The 18711-nt window shown below is 45.4% G+C and carries 18 protein-coding genes and 3 tRNA genes; 9 read left to right on the top strand and 12 right to left on the bottom strand.

What is annotated here, in order from left to right:
* Window positions 1–65: 65 nt before the first annotated feature.
* Window positions 66–1940, top strand: a complete 1875-nt coding sequence (locus GWI56_RS16105) for a M2 family metallopeptidase (RefSeq protein ID WP_198573473.1) — start codon at window positions 66–68, stop codon at window positions 1938–1940.
* A gap of 84 nt (window positions 1941–2024) precedes the next feature.
* On the opposite strand, the gene smrA is transcribed toward GWI56_RS16105, so the two are convergent.
* On the bottom strand, window positions 2025–2615 hold the full coding sequence (gene smrA, locus GWI56_RS16110) for a DNA endonuclease SmrA (RefSeq protein ID WP_198573474.1): 591 nt from the start codon (window positions 2613–2615) through the stop codon (window positions 2025–2027).
* 118 nt (window positions 2616–2733) lie between these two features.
* Between smrA and GWI56_RS16115 the strand changes: the two genes are divergently transcribed.
* Both GWI56_RS16115 and GWI56_RS16120 read left to right on the top strand, forming a co-directional pair.
* Window positions 2734–3309 carry a nuclear transport factor 2 family protein gene (locus GWI56_RS16115; protein WP_198573475.1) on the top strand — a complete coding sequence of 192 codons (576 nt, stop codon included), beginning with the start codon at window positions 2734–2736 and terminating at the stop codon, window positions 3307–3309.
* Window positions 3310–3413: 104 nt separating this feature from the next.
* Window positions 3414–3932, top strand: coding sequence for a YchJ family protein (locus tag GWI56_RS16120; RefSeq protein WP_198573476.1), 519 nt, complete (start codon window positions 3414–3416; stop codon window positions 3930–3932).
* Between the two features lie 171 nt (window positions 3933–4103).
* On the opposite strand, the gene GWI56_RS16125 is transcribed toward GWI56_RS16120, so the two are convergent.
* The 3 genes from GWI56_RS16125 to GWI56_RS16135 all read right to left on the bottom strand — a co-directional run bounded on the left by GWI56_RS16125 (window position 4104) and on the right by GWI56_RS16135 (window position 7516).
* Window positions 4104–6287 (bottom strand): GGDEF domain-containing phosphodiesterase, encoded by a 2184-nt coding sequence (locus tag GWI56_RS16125; protein ID WP_198573477.1) that lies wholly within the window; start codon window positions 6285–6287, stop codon window positions 4104–4106.
* A 244-nt stretch (window positions 6288–6531) separates the two neighbouring features.
* The gene (locus GWI56_RS16130; RefSeq protein ID WP_113939682.1) at window positions 6532–6819 is read right to left on the bottom strand and encodes a DUF406 family protein; all 288 of its coding nucleotides are present in this window, start codon (window positions 6817–6819) and stop codon (window positions 6532–6534) included.
* Window positions 6820–7027: 208 nt separating this feature from the next.
* A complete protein-coding gene (locus GWI56_RS16135) occupies window positions 7028–7516 on the bottom strand; it encodes a VC2046/SO_2500 family protein (RefSeq protein WP_198573478.1) in 489 nt (162 codons plus the stop codon).
* Window positions 7517–7641: 125 nt separating this feature from the next.
* Here GWI56_RS16135 and GWI56_RS16140 point away from each other — a divergent pair.
* The 4 genes from GWI56_RS16140 to GWI56_RS16155 all read left to right on the top strand — a co-directional run bounded on the left by GWI56_RS16140 (window position 7642) and on the right by GWI56_RS16155 (window position 9483).
* Window positions 7642–7726: transfer RNA gene (locus GWI56_RS16140), tRNA-Tyr, on the top strand.
* Window positions 7727–7797: 71 nt separating this feature from the next.
* Window positions 7798–7882: transfer RNA gene (locus tag GWI56_RS16145), tRNA-Tyr, on the top strand.
* A 142-nt stretch (window positions 7883–8024) separates the two neighbouring features.
* Window positions 8025–8109, top strand: a tRNA-Tyr gene (locus tag GWI56_RS16150).
* A 228-nt stretch (window positions 8110–8337) separates the two neighbouring features.
* Window positions 8338–9483: a PLP-dependent cysteine synthase family protein gene (locus tag GWI56_RS16155; protein WP_198573479.1), complete on the top strand. Its 1146-nt coding sequence runs from the start codon at window positions 8338–8340 to the stop codon at window positions 9481–9483.
* A 112-nt stretch (window positions 9484–9595) separates the two neighbouring features.
* On the opposite strand, the gene queE is transcribed toward GWI56_RS16155, so the two are convergent.
* On the bottom strand, window positions 9596–10264 hold the full coding sequence (gene queE, locus GWI56_RS16160; protein WP_198573480.1) for a 7-carboxy-7-deazaguanine synthase QueE: 669 nt from the start codon (window positions 10262–10264) through the stop codon (window positions 9596–9598).
* Between the two features lie 171 nt (window positions 10265–10435).
* On the opposite strand from queE, the gene queC reads away from it, so the two are divergent.
* A complete protein-coding gene (gene queC, locus GWI56_RS16165) occupies window positions 10436–11158 on the top strand; it encodes a 7-cyano-7-deazaguanine synthase QueC (RefSeq protein ID WP_198573481.1) in 723 nt (240 codons plus the stop codon).
* Window positions 11155–11751 carry a rhombosortase gene (gene rrtA, locus GWI56_RS16170; protein ID WP_105252448.1) on the top strand — a complete coding sequence of 199 codons (597 nt, stop codon included), beginning with the start codon at window positions 11155–11157 and terminating at the stop codon, window positions 11749–11751. Before queC ends, rrtA begins: the two co-directional genes overlap by 4 nt.
* Window positions 11752–11828: 77 nt before the next feature.
* Here rrtA and uvrB read toward each other — a convergent pair whose 3' ends face one another.
* From uvrB to GWI56_RS16205, 7 genes are all read right to left on the bottom strand, one after another.
* Window positions 11829–13835: an excinuclease ABC subunit UvrB gene (gene uvrB, locus GWI56_RS16175; protein ID WP_105252447.1), complete on the bottom strand. Its 2007-nt coding sequence runs from the start codon at window positions 13833–13835 to the stop codon at window positions 11829–11831.
* A 305-nt stretch (window positions 13836–14140) separates the two neighbouring features.
* Window positions 14141–14293 carry a hypothetical protein gene (locus GWI56_RS16180; protein ID WP_158497640.1) on the bottom strand — a complete coding sequence of 51 codons (153 nt, stop codon included), beginning with the start codon at window positions 14291–14293 and terminating at the stop codon, window positions 14141–14143.
* A 263-nt stretch (window positions 14294–14556) separates the two neighbouring features.
* Window positions 14557–15318 (bottom strand): DNA adenine methylase, encoded by a 762-nt coding sequence (locus GWI56_RS16185; protein ID WP_173244974.1) that lies wholly within the window; start codon window positions 15316–15318, stop codon window positions 14557–14559.
* A 145-nt stretch (window positions 15319–15463) separates the two neighbouring features.
* Complete coding sequence (locus tag GWI56_RS16190) at window positions 15464–15685, bottom strand: hypothetical protein (protein WP_198573482.1); 222 nt, start codon at window positions 15683–15685, stop codon at window positions 15464–15466.
* Window positions 15682–17469 carry a hypothetical protein gene (locus GWI56_RS16195; protein ID WP_198573483.1) on the bottom strand — a complete coding sequence of 596 codons (1788 nt, stop codon included), beginning with the start codon at window positions 17467–17469 and terminating at the stop codon, window positions 15682–15684. Before GWI56_RS16195 ends, GWI56_RS16190 begins: the two co-directional genes overlap by 4 nt.
* Window positions 17466–17771 (bottom strand): hypothetical protein, encoded by a 306-nt coding sequence (locus GWI56_RS16200; RefSeq protein ID WP_198573484.1) that lies wholly within the window; start codon window positions 17769–17771, stop codon window positions 17466–17468. Before GWI56_RS16200 ends, GWI56_RS16195 begins: the two co-directional genes overlap by 4 nt.
* Entirely contained in the window at window positions 17764–18708 is a 945-nt protein-coding gene (locus tag GWI56_RS16205; protein WP_198573485.1) for a hypothetical protein, read from the bottom strand. The genes GWI56_RS16200 and GWI56_RS16205 overlap by 8 nt, the downstream gene beginning before the upstream one ends.
* Window positions 18709–18711 lie beyond the last annotated feature (3 nt).

Raw genomic sequence — 18711 nt, forward strand, 5'->3', positions numbered from 1 at the left:
CCTTGTGCAATAACCCTGTGGTTTAGGTAAACTGTGTAACACAAAAACAACAAGGAAAACTAGACATGGTTATTTCATTGAATCGTCGCAGTAAAATCGCCCTCACAGTGGCACTCGCGCTGGGATTAACGGCCTGTAATGATGCACAAAGTAAAACAGACAAAACAGACAAAACAGCTACTGCAGAAGCAGCTGTCATCAATATCGCCCCAGATAAAGCACAAGCCATTGCTTTTATTAACGATGCTGAAGCCAAGATGGCCGAATTATCGATTGAATCTAATCGCGCCGAGTGGATTTACAGCAACTTTATTACTGATGATACCGCGGCCCTGTCTGCCGTAGTCGGCGAAAAGGTCAGTGCCGCGTCGGTAAAATTTGCAACCGAGGCGGCTAAGTATGCCAATGTGCAACTCGATCCCGTAAATGCCCGCAAGCTCAATATCCTGCGCAGTGCGTTAGTGTTACCCGCGCCGCTCGATCCTGCGAAGAATACCGAGCTGGCGCAAATTAGTTCAGAATTAAATGGCTTGTACGGCAAAGGAAAGTACTGTTTTGCCGACGGCAAATGTATGACCCAGCCTGAGCTATCGAGCTTAATGGCCGAATCACGAGATCCCGTAAAATTACTGGAAGCGTGGAAAGGCTGGCGTGAAATAGCTAAACCCATGCGCCCCTTGTTTCAACGCGAAGTTGAACTGGCCAATGAAGGCGCGAAGGATCTCGGTTATGCCAACCTGTCTGAGCTATGGCGCAGTCAATATGATATGAAACCCGATGATTTTTCACAGGAACTCGATCGTCTTTGGGGCCAAGTAAAACCCCTTTATGAATCTTTGCACTGTTATGTGCGCGGTGAACTCAATAAAGAATACGGCGATAGCGTCGCACCGACCACTGGCCCCATCCCTGCACACTTACTTGGCAACATGTGGGCCCAGCAATGGGGCAATGTGTATGATCTCGTCGCCCCTGACAATGCCGATCCGGGTTACGATGTCACTGAGTTACTGGCAAAGAAAGGCTATGACGAGCATAAAATGGTGAAACAAGCCGAAGGCTTCTTCACATCATTAGGGTTCGCACCATTGCCAGAAAGTTTTTGGGCACGTTCTCTATTCGTTCAACCAAAGGACCGTGATGTGGTTTGTCACGCTTCGGCGTGGGATCTCGATAATCTCGACGATATCCGCATTAAAATGTGTATCCAAAAAACTGCCGAAGATTTTAGCGTTATCCACCACGAACTTGGGCATAACTTCTATCAACGCGCTTATAAGCAACAACCCTTCCTATTTAAAAACAGCGCCAACGATGGTTTCCATGAAGCCATTGGTGACACGATTGCACTGTCGATTACGCCAAGCTATTTAAAGCAAATCGGCTTATTAGAAGAAGTACCTGATGCATCTAAGGATATCGGCCTCTTACTAAAACAAGCCTTAGACAAAATTGCTTTCTTGCCCTTTGGCCTGATGATAGATCAGTGGCGCTGGAAAGTGTTTAGCGGCGAAATCACGCCCGCCCAATATAACCAAGCTTGGTGGGATCTGAGGGAAAAATACCAAGGCGTCAAAGCACCGACTGAACGTAGTGAAGCAGATTTTGATCCGGGTGCTAAATACCATGTACCAGGCAATGTACCCTACACCCGTTACTTCCTAGCGCATATTTTGCAATTCCAATTCCATCAAGCGCTGTGTGAAACTGCAGGCGATAAAGGTCCGGCACACAGATGCAGTATTTATGGCAATCAAGCCGCGGGAGAGAAACTCAATAAGATGCTCGAGTTAGGCTTAAGTAAACCTTGGCCAGAAGCATTGAAAGAAGTCACCGGCAAAGAAACGATGGATGCAAAAGCGGTGCTCGATTACTTCGCCCCACTTAAAACATGGTTAGATGAGCAAAATACCACCGCAAACCGCCAGTGTGGTTGGTAAGGGTTCGTTAAATCATTACCCAATAACATAAAACAAAATGCCCAATAAAATTGGGCATTTTTATTCAATACTTATCTGTTTAATCTAACGCCATCCCATTCCTTTGCGATTGGCTTCACGGTTTTCAAGCTTAAGCTGTTCTGACTTAGTTAACATCACATAAAGTGCTCCAGCACCGCCCTGCTCGGTTTTCGCCGAATGATAGGCAAGCACCATGTCGAGTTGTGATAACCAATAGCACACAGCGGATTTGAGCAATCCCGCAAAGGGTTGACTCTGATAGCCTTTACCGTGGATCAACATGACACAGCGTTCACCATGTGCCTGCGCTGCCAGTAAATAGTTAAGGACGGCATCACGAGCTTGGTTTAACCGATAAGCATGCACATCAAGCTCCATCTTGATGCTGTATTGCCCCATTCGGAGTCGTTTAAAAACGCCGCCCTGTACCCCCTCACGCTTAAAGCTCACAATGTCATCTGGCGCTTGCTGTGGAAACGCTTTTAAATCCAGTGGCATACACGCTAGGAAGGCTTCCCGTTGTAAAGCATCGCGTCTGTGTATTTGCTCAGCCGTCAACGCTTTCGGTGCTAAATTTACCACTGGCATATCGCCTTTTAGTGGCACGACTCCAGCCATTTCCTCAAAAAACAGTGCTGATTCATCATCCAGCATGGCAAGCTCCTTTACTTCACACTCTTGTACAGAAACACACTTTGTAAACATTCAAGGCTTTAGTTCAGCGGGCGCCTCCATTATAGTGACGCCATGATTGCCAGATTAGAATAAAGTAATGAAATTTTTGCCGCTAGTCCTGATGTGCTTATTGTCACTACCAAGCTTAGCCAATCCAGCTAAAACTCATACAAAATCCACTGATGATCAATTGATCAACGCTAATTACCCTTTGTTTATTAGCGCTTTTAATCAATTGTCCCCTGAGGTGACCCGTGAGATTTACGCTGATGACGCTAGCTACTTATCTGAGAGTCAAAGTAAAGAAATTTACTATGGACGAGACAATATTATCGCCATTTACAAAAAGTTTTTCGATAAAATCCGCGCCAAAAAAGCCACTATTGACGTGGATTTCCGCATTACTAAACGCAAAATTATCGGTAATGGTGCCATAGATACAGGCTATTATTTGGTTCGATTTTACCCAGCACAAGAAACTGGCGAACCTGTGAGTGAATTTGCGGGCAAATTTGCTATTGGTACAGAAAAAGTCTCATCCACCCAATGGAAAGTGAGCTTAGATACCAATAACCGCGCAGAACCTAGCTATTATCTGAATGCGAAACCAGTGCCTAACTTGTATTATGGTCGCCAATTTCCGCCTTTACCTGCGGGTAAAAAATTACCCTAATGTTAATGCCAATTACGTTTAAATGGGCTGTCTAACATCTAACGCATTTAGATAGAAACCGAATAAATTTAAACAAATACAATTAAATTAAAGGTTTAGCCAACATGACTACAACTAAGCAAACCTGTCCCTGTGGCAGTGGGCTAAGCTATCAAGATTGCTGTGGTCCACTGCATACGCATGTAGACTCTGGGCAAGTGATTGCCCGTACACCTGAACAACTTATGCGCTCACGCTACTGCGCATTTGTATTGAAAAATTTTGATTACATTTTAAAAACACATCATCCAGACTATCTAAATGGCCTTACTCTCACGAGCCTCAATGCTGGTCCTCACCCACATTGGTTAGGATTAGATGTACAGAGCAGCACTGAAACACCAATCCACAATGCTCAAGCGGCGATAGCTGAACAACGACATGGCACTGTTACTTTTAAAGCTTGGTATAAGCTCGATGGTGAAATTGATGCTATCTATGAGCGATCAGAATTTATCTACCAAGCAAGTCGCTGGTATTACAGCCAAGGTCAGCAAATGACGGCTAAATTACCCGGTAGAAATGATCTCTGTATTTGCCATAGTGGCAAAAAATTCAAACAATGCTGCTTAAAATCTCGATAGGTATACAGTGCTGAACTGCACTGGAGAATGACGGTGAAGGTTTATAGTGCTGATTGAACAAGCACAGAGATGAATAATAAAGGCAACCTAGATTACAAACCTAGGTTGCCTTTTTTTTTATCGTGAGCAGCACATTTGAAATAATTGTGACTTAGTGGATTATGTGTAACTTTAGTGGGTTATGACTGAAGCGCTTTTAGCCGACAAGATAAATTGTGCAAACTCAGGCTCCCGTAATGCAGGGCTATAGAGATAACCCTGCGCCTGATGACAAAAACTTTTCGCTAAAAATGCTTCTTGCTCAAGGGTTTCAACCCCTTCTGCCGTCAGAGATATATTCAATGCATTCGCCATAGCAATAATGGCTGACACAATTTCGCGACTTTCGCGGCTGACGGTAAGATCTGAAATAAACGAACGATCAATCTTAAGTTTACTGATCGGAAACTGCTTCAAATAACGCATAGAGCAGTAACCCGTCCCAAAATCGTCAATCGCGAGCCCTACGCCTAATTCCGCTAATTCTTGGCATAACAAGGTCGCGTGACGAATATCACCCATCAATTCAGTCTCAGTGATCTCTAAGATTAAAGTCTTAGGTTTCAAGCGATAACGCGTCAACAACTGCCACACTTGCTCAAATAAATTACCACTGAAGAACTGGCGGGCCGACACATTCACATGCATTGTCATATCTGCATTATGATGCTGCCATAGGTTTAACTGTCGACAAGCGGCCTCTAAAACCCAACTGCCGATAGAATTAATCATCCCCGACTGCTCTGCAATATCAATAAAGGAAGCTGGAAATAACACGCCTCTTTTAGGATGGTGCCAACGGATTAAGGCTTCGGCGCCAATATAGGTATTCTGCTCAAGATCCCTCAGTGGCTGATAATAAAGCTCAAACTGACGGCCACGGATCGCACTGTGTAAATCACGTTCTATCTGCGCATCCTCTTTAAATGCACTCAATAACGTGCTGTTAAATACTTGGATTGCAGTGCCTTTTTTCTTTTTAGCATACTGCACTGCAATATCGGCACAGGTTAATGGGGCAAACAAACTCGCCACAGAGGCAATATCAACCACAGCTAAAGCAGGCTTAGGTTCGACTTGCTCGCGGCCGATTAAAATAGGCATAGCAAGATGTTGATACAGGCGAGTACTAAAATAATCGAGATCGTAAACCGCATTATCATCGGTCAACAGCACGGCAAATTCATCGCTGCCGACGCGGGCAATTTCGGTGGCCTTATTAATCTCAGAAAAATGTTTCAAACGGCGGGCAATTTCTATCAACAAGCTATCGCCATTTTCATGGCCATAGGTATCGTTAAAACGCTTAAATCCCACTAAATCAACTAATAACAACAGTCCCTTCGTGGTACGTTCAAGGACTCGATTAAAATGAGTACGGTTATGGAGTCCCGTTAATCCACAACGCCAAGCAAGCCGTTCAAGCTCTGACTTATAGTTATGCTCGTCGGTATTTTCTTCACACGAGACCAAGGCATAATGATTGCCGCGATCGGTAATGAACTGACTCAGCACGTATGTCAGCCAATAACGACTGCCATCGGCACGACTAAACTGCACTTCGCCTTTGGCAATTTCGCCCCTAAAGATTTGCGCTAGGGTTTGCTCGGCTAATTGGGCATGCTGCTTGAAAAAAGCCAACTCACGGATATTCGCGCCGATAATCTGTTCACGGGGCATGCCAGTGATTTCACTGTGCGCCTGATTCACATACTCGACTTTTTCAGTATGCAGATTAATTAACATACTGATTTGTCGCGATTGTTCAGTGGCACAGCGAAATAAACTCAAGCTTTCTTCTTTATCGTAGCTGTGTTTTGTCGCTAAGGTCAGGGCTAATTGGTCGGCCATCTGGCACGCGAGGTGAATTTCACTGTCATGCCAGTGGGGAGTCAATTGTGCCCGCTCGATGCAGAGCACACCTTCGAGATGGCCATTGATACGAATGGCGATGTCAAGACTCGAGTTGATTTGCCGCGGGATAAAATAGCACTCAGCCAATTCACTTAAACGTGGATCGGTCAGGGCATTGCCTGCATCGATATGGCGCAGAGTTTTGAGCTCGTGTACATACCGGGGACAATCTTGTAATAACTTAGGTCTATGAATGTCTTGCAACATCATAGAACCAAATTGTGCGACGAGTGATTGGGTTTGTTGATCAGATGAAAAAGTCCACACTGATACCAAAGAAACCGCTAAATTCTGGCACAACAACTCTGTGGTTAACTCTGCCGTCTTTGTGAAATCGCCCTGCTGTTTTGCAGTTGACTGTACCAAAGACTCCAATAAATGCTGATGCTGACGTCGCTTCACGCTGGTTCCCTACAAAACTTCGTGTTGGGCTAAAGGTCTTTGCTGTTAGCAAACTTACCTCAAAATGTGGAATTAAGCTGATTGAATTATTCTTATTTGGAGGCATATTACACTAACTGTTGTAAGCACAGCAACATGTGGCACAATTTATTACAATTTGGTTAACAATAGCAGCATTTTTAGGCAATTAGCGCGATTTCCGGATATCCATAACCGACTAAAAACTAAAGTGCTGCTTTAAAAATTACAGGCCGTTTTCCAATTGAAAAATCATTTTTTCCGCGCTGACATTGAAGGTCAGCAGTAAGTCGACGCCTTCAGTCTTAGTCACAAATTCAGTTTGCACTTCAGCAAATCGAGTTTGAGCGCGTGTTGCCATGCTTTCGGCATCCGCTTGAGCGCTATCGCCAACAAAATTTAACGTCAATAACGTATCGTGTTCATCAATAACGGCGCCGATATCGACAAAGCTGCCGCAATCGGTGCAAGTGTCATTCACTGTCGGGCTCTGTGCTTCTATTATGCCTTTCATCTGTATTCCTTAATGTATAGAGCGACTGATTAACGGCATAACTAAAATATGCTCGTTAAATTTTTAACGTGGTAAATTTTAACTCGATAGGTTAATGCGAATTATAGGTAATTAAGCTTCAAGATAACTGGCTTTAGCTCACGCTTATTTATCGAAATGGATCAGATTGACTTGATGGGTATTGAAGACCACTTGCGGGAAGACGGCCTTAGGCTGAGGCGAGCAAAGACACAAGATTACGTTGGATTGCCAATTGATCAGCAAAGTGCATGATCTCGACTTTGGGCGCGGTTAGTTGGCCCCTTTGCCTCAGCTGAGTGACATGGTCACAGTTACTTAACGCTTCTGCCATTGCGACTGACTCGCCGCCACGGATAACTAAGGCTTCCGGTCGCAATGCTTGTTGTAATTGAAACGCACGTGGACCTTGAGCCATAAAAATACTGCTGTTATCAACCACTGGTTCAACAGACGATAAATCCGCCATTAAACTTTGCTGCGGTGGCAATTCGAACTGACGCTGTAATTTTTGTGCCATATCGAGTTCATTTTGCCATTGGAATTGCGCCATGTCCCGAGCGTCAACCGACAGTAACGACAGCAACAGGGCGAATTCGCCCCGTCTGTCGTTTTCTATGGCCGCGTTTAAGCGGGTGCCAATTTGGGCTTCGTTGACTAAAGGAACATCAATTTGCATAAAAAAACATCGTCAAAACAATTCGTTGTTAGTTAATCGACCATTTGATACATAACTTTAGGAATATTTTTAAATTGGGTATTTACATGGAAAAGGTTTCTGACTACTATGGCGGCCGCAATTGAGGAGGGGTTCCCGAGTGGCCAAAGGGATCAGACTGTAAATCTGACGGCTCAGCCTTCGAAGGTTCGAATCCTTCTCCCTCCACCATTTGCACTGCAAGTTTTATCGTGTTGTTCGAAAATGATGTAGAGTTTTACAAAAGCGTTAAAGGTATTCGTGGAGGGGTTCCCGAGTGGCCAAAGGGATCAGACTGTAAATCTGACGGCTCAGCCTTCGAAGGTTCGAATCCTTCTCCCTCCACCATCTTTATCTCTAACGCAGAGAATCATTTTCAAAAACTAAATATGGCCAATGTTTAGTTTAGTCCTGATAAACAAGTCCGTTATTGATGATGTTTTGAAAGGCAATTTTAAAAGTCAGTTGTAAAGCTAAAAAGAAAGTTTGTGGAGGGGTTCCCGAGTGGCCAAAGGGATCAGACTGTAAATCTGACGGCTCAGCCTTCGAAGGTTCGAATCCTTCTCCCTCCACCATTTCTTTCACCCTCGCATATTCTTCTTGTTCCACTTCCGCTTAGTCTGTTCAAACTTATTCTAATTATTTCAGCTTAATCTAATTAAATTCTTAGTATTTCTATGTTAAGTAAACCTTTTGGTTAACAACATTTTTTGATTTCAATTACGCTGTGCTCTACTTTAAGCGAATGACTTCAAGCTCATCCAATAAAACCGCTTTGCCCGTCCCTGTGATATGCTCTGAAAATGATCCCTTTCGATGTGACTACTATGATTTCTAACACGATTCAACCACCAGTGGATTCTCACAGCGCTCACAGACTCTGCCCCACATGGGAAGCCCACGCGATAGGCAAGATTGAAGCGGATTTTCAGCGCAGCGCCGATACCCACTTGATTAAGCTTGAATTACCTATGCTCGATGGCATAGATATTTATCTCAAAGATGAAAGTACCCACCCAACAGGCAGCTTAAAGCATCGCCTCGCCCGCTCACTCTTCCTCTATGCCCTGTGTAACGGCTGGATTAAGCAAGGCACGCCGATTATCGAATCCTCATCGGGCAGCACAGCGATTTCTGAAGCCTATTTTGCCCGTTTACTCGGTTTACCTTTTATTGCCGTGATGCCCAAAAGCACGGCTAAAAAGAAGATTGAGCAGATCACTTTCTATGGTGGTCAATGTCATTTCGTCGATCATTCCAGTGAGATTTACGCCGAATCGGCGCGCCTTGCCGCAGAGCTAAGCGGCCATTATATGGATCAATTCACCTACGCCGAGCGTGCAACCGACTGGCGCGGTAATAACAACATAGCCAACTCTATCTTCAATCAGATGGAGCGCGAGCCACACACTATCCCGCGGTGGATAGTGATGAGCCCAGGCACTGGCGGCACATCGGCGACCATAGGCCGCTACATTCGCTATCAGAGGTTGGCAACACAACTTTGCGTGGTCGACCCGCAAAACTCCGTTTTTTTTGATTTCTATCAGAGCGGCGATGCCAGCTTAACCTGTTGCAATGGCAGTAAGATTGAAGGCATAGGTCGACCGAGAGTCGAGCCATCGTTTATTCCAGGTGTTGTAGATACTATGCTGCAAATTCCCGACGCCGCATCAGTGGCGACGATTCATTGGTTAGAACAATTGATTGGCCGTAAAACCGGCGCATCCACAGGAACCAACCTGTACGGTGCATTGCAACTGGCTGTACAAATGCAAGCGCGTGGAGAGCAAGGCTCAATAGTAACCCTCATTTGTGACTCGGGTGAGCGTTACCTTGATACTTATTACGATACAGATTGGATTACAGCTAACATCGGCGATATTGCGCCCTATCAGCGCCAACTTGCAGCATTTAATCATTTCGGCCAGTTAAGTGAACTTGATTAAGCAACTGTATTAAACACCTTATCTTAAGTCGATAGGTTTAGAATCCACAAAACATCCACCATAAAAAACGCCCCACAATTGTGAGGCGTTTTTTATGCTTTGCAGATTAGCATTAATCGATATTCAAATACTTATGGGTCTGGATCGATAAGCGCCAATTACGGGCGATACACACTTTCATCGCCAGTTCTGTCGCTCTAGGCTTTTGACTAATCGGCTGAAGGCAAATCGTTTTCGCTGAAATATCGATGTCTTGCAGTAACTCATCAAGTTCATCGATGTGATTTTCAGTAGCGATAGGATGCTTAATCTCATTGGCGCGGTTCAGCGCCTGTGCTAATACCTGATAGCCCCCTTTCATGTTCACCTTGGGTGATACTGTCACCCAAGTGTCATCGGCACAGTTGATTTCGAAGGTGCCACTGGTTTCGATTTGAGTCGCAAAGCCTTGATTGTGCAAGGTCTCGGTTAATTCGCGTAAATCGTACATACAAGGCTCTCCGCCGGTGATCACGATATGCCGCGCAGTAAAACCTTTAGCGTGAAAAGCAGCGATAAGACTTTGCGCCGTATGATCAGCCCAGCGACCAATGGTGCCGTCCACGGTAATCACTTGCTCTGGCGACACCTTATTGGCTTCAAGCACATCCCATGTCTGTTTCGTATCGCACCAAGCACATCCCACGGGACAACCTTGTAGGCGGACAAATATGGCAGGCACTCCGGTAAAGACACCTTCACCTTGAATGGTTTCAAATACTTCGTTGACAGGGTAATTCATACTGACGTTCCACTTTTCTGGGGCGGCATTTATAGTGGATTTTAGCTTGAGCTGCAAGTCTTTGCGCCGAGAAAGCCCATTTCGACCCTATAGTCAGAGTTTGCAAGCCCTAAGGCCTGAGTTACACTAACGCCCTATTTATACCTGTTCTACGGTGAAGTGAAATCCTTTATGTCAACGAGCTTAGTGTCAAAAACAGTGGTGTCCAAAGCAGTGGTGGTATTCAGTGGCGGACAAGATTCGACAACCTGTCTTATCCAAGCCCTAACCCAGTACGATGAAGTACATGGGATCACTTTTGACTACGGTCAACGTCACCGCGAAGAAATTGAAGTCGCCAAATCCTTAGCAAAACGCCTGAAGATCACCAGCCATAAAGTCATGGATGTTACCTTACTCAATGAGTTAGCTATTTCAGCCCTCACCCGTGATGCGATACCCGTTTCACACGAGTTGATGGAAAATGGCTTACCCAATACCTTCGTGCCCGGCCGTAATATTTTATTTTTAACGCTTGCAGGTATTTATGCCTATCAATTAGGGGCGCAGGCGATTATCACAGGGGTTTGTGAAACGGATTTTTCTGGCTATCCAGATTGTCGTAACAATTTTGTCAAAGCGATGGAATCCGCCTTAGTTCAAGGCATGGATAAGCAACTAAAAATCATCACGCCTTTAATGTGGCTCAATAAGGCACAAACCTGGGCACTGGCGGATAAATATCGGCAACTTGATCTGGTTCGCCACCATACTCTCACCTGCTATAACGGCGTGATTGGCGATGGCTGTGGTGATTGCCCTGCCTGTCATCTTCGCAAACGTGGATTAGATGACTATCTACAGAATAAAGCAGCGATCATGGCTGAGCTTGACGCCAGCGAGCCTAAAGCATGACACGCAGTCCCTATTGGGTCGCGCTGATGGTGAGTCTGATCTGTGCGGGTTTGTATGCAGCAGGCTTAGCAAGCCCCACTGTCGATAACCTACTCGCCTATCGCCGCAGTGCAATTAGTGAGGGTGAATGGTGGCGATTAATCACAGGAAATTTACTGCACACGAATCAATGGCATCTATTGATGAACCTTGCAGGGCTGTGGGTGGTGCTATTTTTGCACCATTTTCATTATCATCTCAAAGGCTTAAGTGCACTATTTTTCGTGTTATGTTTACTTGAAGGTATAGGCTTGTATTTAGGCTATCCGCAATTGCTCGGTTATGTCGGCTTAAGCGGTATGTTGCATGGCTTGTTCGCCTACGGCGCAGTGCAGGATATTGTCCGTAAGCTGCGCTCAGGCTATCTGCTGCTCGTTGGCGTTATCATCAAGGTTGGTTACGAACAGCTTTATGGTGCCAGCAGTGATGTCACCGCCATGATAGGTGCGCGCGTAGCAACTGAGGCGCATTTGGTCGGCTTAATCTGCGGGTTGATTTGCGCTTTAGCGGTGTTTATCAAGCTAAAAATGAGCCCATCAAAAGTCCCAGCTTAACCCAAGTCAAGATATTAAAAAGCCGTCGCAGCATGATTGCTGGACGGCTTTTTTTAATGCAGAGCGCAAGAATAAATCTAGGCTTTGATTAACAGGTCCCGCAGGTGCTTGACTTCATCACGCATTGCCGCCGCTTGTTCAAACTCTAAGTTGCGCGCATGTGCATGCATCTTCTTCTCAAGCTGATCGATTTGATGGCTCAACTCTGCCGCATCGGCTTTATGGTAATGGGACTTAGGCTCAGCCACTTTGCCATACACAGCTTTACTGTCGCGGCCATCATCCACATCCATCACATCGGTGATCCGTTTAACGACGCCCTTAGGCGTGATACCGTGTTTTAAGTTGTGCGCCCGCTGACGTTCACGACGTCGGTCAGTTTCACCTATCGCTTTCTCCATCGAATTGGTGATGCGATCGGCATAGAGGATCACTTTACCATTGACGTTACGCGCCGCGCGGCCAATCGTTTGGATGAGCGAGCGTTCAGAGCGCAAGAAGCCCTCTTTATCGGCATCTAAAATACACACCAATGACACTTCAGGCATATCTAAGCCTTCACGTAATAAGTTGATCCCAACCAACACATCAAACTTACCTAAACGCAGATCGCGGATGATCTCAACCCGTTCGACAGTGTCAATGTCCGAATGCAGATAACGCACTTTTACGCCATGTTCGTCGAGGTATTCAGTCAAATCCTCCGACATACGCTTAGTCAGCGTCGTCACTAACACCCGCTCATTGACGGCCACTCGCTTGGCGATTTCAGACAATAAATCGTCCACTTGGGTCCCAACGGGGCGCACTTCTAATTCAGGATCGAGCAATCCCGTTGGCCGCACGACCTGCTCAGCAATCTCACCTTCGCTCTTTTCCAGCTCGTAGGCACTCGGTGTTGCCGACACATAGATAGTTTGCGGCATCAATTGCTCAAACTCTTCAAACTTGAGCGGCCGGTTATCCAAGGCGGACGGTAAGCGGAAACCGTATTCCACAAGTGTGGTTTTACGGGAACGGTCACCTTTGTACATAGCGCCGATTTGCGGCACAGTCACATGGGATTCATCGATAATTAATAAGCCGTCGGCAGGCAAATAGTCGAGCAAGGTTGGTGGCCCTTCCCCCGGTGCGCGGCCAGACAAATAGCGCGAGTAGTTTTCGATGCCAGAGCAGTAACCCAACTCCACCATCATTTCCACATCGTATTGCACCCGCTCATGGATACGCTGGGCTTCAATTAACTTGTTGTTATCGAGTAGATATTGTTTACGCTCACGCAATTCTTCTTTAATAAACTCAGTGGCAGCGATGATTTTTTCCCGCGGCGTGACATAGTGTGTTTTAGGATAAACCGTCGTACGGGCGATACGTTTAATAATATGGCCCGTTAACGGGTCAAACTCACTTAAGCGTTCAATCTCATCGTCGAACAACTCGACTCGAATGGCATTACGCTCAGAATCGGCGGGGAAAATATCAATCACTTCACCGCGCACACGATAAGTACCACGTTGTAGCTCAATATCATTGCGCTTGTACTGCAATTCGCTGAGACGAATTAAGATGTCACGCTGCCCCATCACATCGCCTTGGCGTAGATGCAGCAACATTTTCAAATAGGAATCGGGATCGCCCAAGCCATAAATAGCAGACACCGAAGCAATCAGCACCACATCTTTACGCTCTAACAGCGCCTTAGTGGCAGATAAGCGCATCTGCTCAATGTGAGCATTAACCGAAGCGTCCTTTTCGATAAAGGTATTTGATGCAGGTACATAGGCTTCGGGCTGGTAGTAATCGTAGTAAGAAACGAAATACTCGACCGCATTATGGGGAAAGAACTCTTTCATCTCACCATAAAGCTGCGCCGCCAAGGTTTTATTAGGCGCCATGATAATCGTGGGCCGACCTAACTTTTGGATCACATTGGCAATCGTGAAGGTTTTACCTGAGCCCGTCACCCCGAGTAAGGTTTGGCAGGCCAGACCCGCTTCGAGTCCATCGACTAATTTGGCAATCGCTGTAGGTTGGTCGCCTGCGGGGGCGAATTGCGATTCAAGCTGAAAAACAGATTCTGACACGCGCACATATCCTTTTAGTGAGTCGCCCCATTCTAATCAAGTCACCGACTAAGCTCCACAGTTATCCTTCCTGTCGTCATATCAATACGATCTAAAACCGCAAGATGACAATTTAAAGGAAGAAACATGAAACTTTTAAACTAAGGCGTTTTCAGCGTTTTTTGCTCACAAAACACCCGCAAACTAAGCAAAAATGCCAATTTAATACACAAGAAATCAATTTCGTTCGATTACAAAATTGCAACCTTGTTTTCACCCTCAACAAAAACCACTTGCTTTTAGTATGCATTTGATAATACTTAAATTTATTTTTGAACCCCAAAATAGTGCATTTTAAGTCCGCCGCCCATACCCCAAGGCTTTGGCGGCCATTTTTCAGGACAACTCACAGGGTTATCCACAGATTTTGTTGATAAGTCGAAATAACCTAGAAACCACGCGGGATTGGAGGCTGTCATGTGTCTTAACAACCGTCTCTCGGCATTTAGTAATTTAATTACATTTGATAAATGTTGCTACTTGTATCAATTTCACTAACTGTAATGTAGCGCGCCACGAGATTTGATAAACGAATTCACCTAAATTGAAAATTAGTGATTAATCAATTACTCGTTGGTTCACTTAGTCTGATAAATATGGGTTCACTCAATTTGATAAACTTCTCAATAAGCCCCCTAAATCGAGGGCTATTGAGTCTTTTCTACTTAGTTAATACGTTGGTCTACCAGTTCCAAATGAGCAGTTCTTGCTGCTCTCCAGAGCGTTTTGAGCCTCCTACCGTGTAACGTATTCCAAGCGTCTTCATTTGTAGTCCAGCGAATGCCTCGCGCATCTCTGGTATGTCATTCACACTGATCACCATCTTGCCTTTGATTGTCTTCGCAAGCTCGGCCATCAAGGCATATTGCTCTAGTCCAAAATCGACACCATAACCTGCGGTACTCCAGTAAGGCGGGTCTAAATAGAACAAGGTTTCTGGCTTATCGTATCGCCTTACGCACTCAGCCCAGTCCAACCGCTCGATATAGGTTCTTGCCAAGCGTAAGTGAGCAACGCTGAGATCTTCCTCAATCCTTAACAAGTTCAAACCAGCGGGTCGAGACGCTGAACACCCAAAATTCTGACCTGATACTTTCCCGCCAAACGCCAGCTTTTGAAGATAGTAGAAGCGACTCGCTCGCTGAATATCGGTTAGTGTTTCAGGGTTAGTATTCTTCTGCCATAAAAACTCTTCACGGCTAATTAAAGCCCATTTAAAGTGCCTTATAAACTCTTCTAAATGGTGTTTAATCACTCGATAAAGATTGACGAGATCGCCATTCATATCGTTGACCACTTCCACCCTCGCCTCATCCTTGCTAAAGAACATTGCAGCACCGCCGCAGAAGGGTTCTACATAAGTATGATGCTCAGGGAATATCGGTAAAATCTGCTTAACTAATCTACGCTTACCACCCATCCAAGGGATAATTGGTTTTGGCATGTGAGCCTCCTTTTTTAGGATTTTTTATGCTAGGCTCGGTTCGCCGTGTCGACGCGGTGAGGGAGCCTTGGTTGGCTCACAGGGTGTTATCCTGTGTGTTGATGGTCTAGCAGTGTTGGTAGCATTGCTAGACCGCTCTCTTTTATTAAATCTCTAATTCAACATAAGTCAGGTCGGCGGCTTGGCCTTGGATCTGACCATCAACGATATACACTTTCCCGCTGGCAACTGAGTCACCCAAAACGGTCTGATAACTGCCATCGGCGTGCTGTACTGTCGTAGTGCCATTTGTCACGCTAATCACAGTGGCAACACTGCGCTGGTGCTTAGGGTTTAAGTTCGCTAAGCGTTGATAGATGTTGCTCATGCTGCCACCTCATTACGCAATAGCGTCACGGTCTGATTCACAGTAACCATCCCCGTTGACTCATTAACGCTGCCGCTTATGCTGAAGCTTTCACACACTGACTTAAACACCTCGGCACCTTTACGAACCCCAATTAACATGCCTGGGCGCATTGGTGGTAAATCCGCCATGACCTTAGCGCGAATGCTGTTTTGCACCTTATTACCTGCGTTGGCTAATTCGGCCGTTGCGCGCATTCTCGCAGCTTGATTATCAGTGATTAACTTATCCACTATATCAGCAGCAAAGTTGTCACCAGCGGTCCCGAAACGTTTCACTTTCGCCGCCACGCCTTGCTGTTCACCACGCACAAACACCGCATTAGCATCGGGACGAATGTCGATACGCTCGTTAAATTCGAGGATCACTCCATCGTGCAAAATCACATCGGGAATTGCGCTTGCGGTATTCCAAGGCACGACTGGCCACTGAGGGATCACCGTTATAGTCTGAGTTTCATCATTCACATCGAGCATGGCCCCAATGCTATTTGCCATCATGTTAATGGCTTCAGCGGGAGTTTTAGAGGCATAACTAAAGGCGTTTGCAGGTACAGAGTAATCACTAATTTTACTGGCGACAGTCCACCCAGTATTGGCCACAATATCGGCCATCAAACCAATAAAGCTGCGGGCTACTACGTTCACATAGTTGATGGCCTTTCGGTTCGGGCTGGCGAGTGTGGCTAAACGACCTCGACCTGTCGCGCTATAACTGGTTTTGCCAAAAGCTTTGGACTCGCTTGGAGACTCACAAAGCAGGTAAAAGTCATAGCCGTTAATGCTTATTTTCAATAATTCATTTGCGGCACGCTCGGCATCAATACGGGATGAAAACGCTAAGCTTCCGCTACTGGCCCATTGTGAACGGGACTGAGAAATGGATACTGATTTGAGTACCACAGCAACGCCGTCACTCACACGAACACAACTGATTTGAGGCTGCATGAGGTAACTCCTTCTGATTTGCGGTTCGATGGGGATCTTAAAATCAATGGTGGGTAACGATGGATTTGTGCCTATCAAGCCGCCGCCATCATCCCAGTAACAAATGTTTGGTGAAGGGGTAAAGTTGAGCACAATCGGGCTGGCTGCATTTACCCAAGGATCGCTAAAGTTAATGGTGATCTTGCCTTTGGGTGGTCGATACTTACTCGAGCACACCCACCGCGCAGCATGTGGCCCCCATGCTATTCCTTTCATATCGCCTGCAGCACGAATATTCGAGTGGGCAAGCTTAACCTCAGTCGCGACTAACTCACCTTGCCTTAAACCCAGTGCGATAATCTGCGTGGTAGCCTCTGGCTGCCGCCATAGCATTTCAACCCGTGACGGCACTAAATCAGGCAATAGCCATAGGCTAGAAGCTTGCACACCATGTAACTGTGGCACCAACCAAAGCAAATCAGCTTTACATGGCACTAGGTTATTCCAGCGCCATACCACTGAGGTGGTAATGCCCATTAATGCCTTAGCTTGCCACTTGGCCGTCACGATTTGCGTTACATGGCCAACTTGCCATTGTGACGTTAATTGTGTGGCATGGCTTTGGGTGGCTTCTTTAATGGTTAGCTGCTGCGCAACACTCGGCCCTGTAAACATGCCGATGCCACACATCATGCCAATGGTACCGGCACTAATCGGTACCTCAGGCACTTCTGGTATGGGTTCATCATTAAAGCGAATTTTTATTGGGAATAGAGTGTTTAACCAAAGCGTATCAAACCGTAGTGTTATTGCTGTCATGGTCTAATATTCACAATGTTGCCGTCTATTAATTCGGCCTGTACACCATCAACGAACTTGGCATTATAGATACGGTCACGGTCTGTTATACCCACAATCAATTCACTACTCGTGGCATACTTAACAGGTACAATGGTTTTGAATGCCCCACCGTTTGTACTGAATATTTGATAGAAACCATCTGTAAAATGTCTATCAAATATAATCACACACTCGGCATCGGTATCCACATCAACCTCAAGCAATGCTTGTGTCATTACAGTTGGTAAGCCACCGATTACGTTTATAACGATACTAGACATACCATTCACCACCCAGTGATATAAACGTATTCGCCTTTTGCATTCCGGTAACAAGAAGATAATCAATACCTTCGAATGTTCTGATTACTGGTAATGCTGCATCTTTATAACCACTAAATTGTGTCTTAAATAATCCGGGGATAGTCCCTCTGCACGCAGGGTTCGTAACTAAGCCAAAAGAGCTATGAATAATTGACACTTTTACTAAATTGATTGGTACACCAATTTGCTGAGGGTCAATTGCATTGCCCTGATATGCATAACCATAATCAGGTTGCCAATCTGTTAAATATCCAAAAACAGTTGAGCCACCATTAGTCTCATATAAAGCACATTTAGGTGTGCTTTGTGATGAACCAATATTGATTTCGTACCCAGTATTATCACTGTCAAGTGTAGGATCACCACATGTTACTAATGTAAATATCCCCATATCATTTGGTATAAACGACTCTATATCACCAATGAAAAAATACTCACGATACCCGAACAAAGCTGTGTTGTATGAGTTGTTAAGAGGCTCGCCTGATTCTTGTATCAACCAAAAACCTTTACTGGTGCCAACAACCATCCACCCACTGACAGTTCCCAGACTATTAGAGGTCATCATTACGCGATAACCTACCTTTTTAAAAAAAGCGTCTATTGCTGTAATTGAATTTGCACACGTTATACGCAATGCGGCATTAATAGCATCACTGCCTGAATGGGGTTGAAACTGAACAGCCCCACCAGAACCACCATCGGCAACGTTGTTTTTAAAGACAACTTTATTGTTTGCAGCATCTTCAAAGTCAAGTGTCCAACCAAGTGGTTGTTTTTCACCATACCCCTCGACTAAACACTTTTTCAGTACAGTAATCCAACCGCTTGGTTTGGTAGGAATTGCAGGTGCTCCCGCATCCGTATTTCGATAAACAGTTACAGGTAATCCCATATA

The organism is Shewanella sp. DW31, from assembly GCF_015767295.1.
Taxonomy (GTDB): Bacteria; Pseudomonadota; Gammaproteobacteria; order Enterobacterales; family Shewanellaceae; genus Shewanella; species Shewanella oncorhynchi.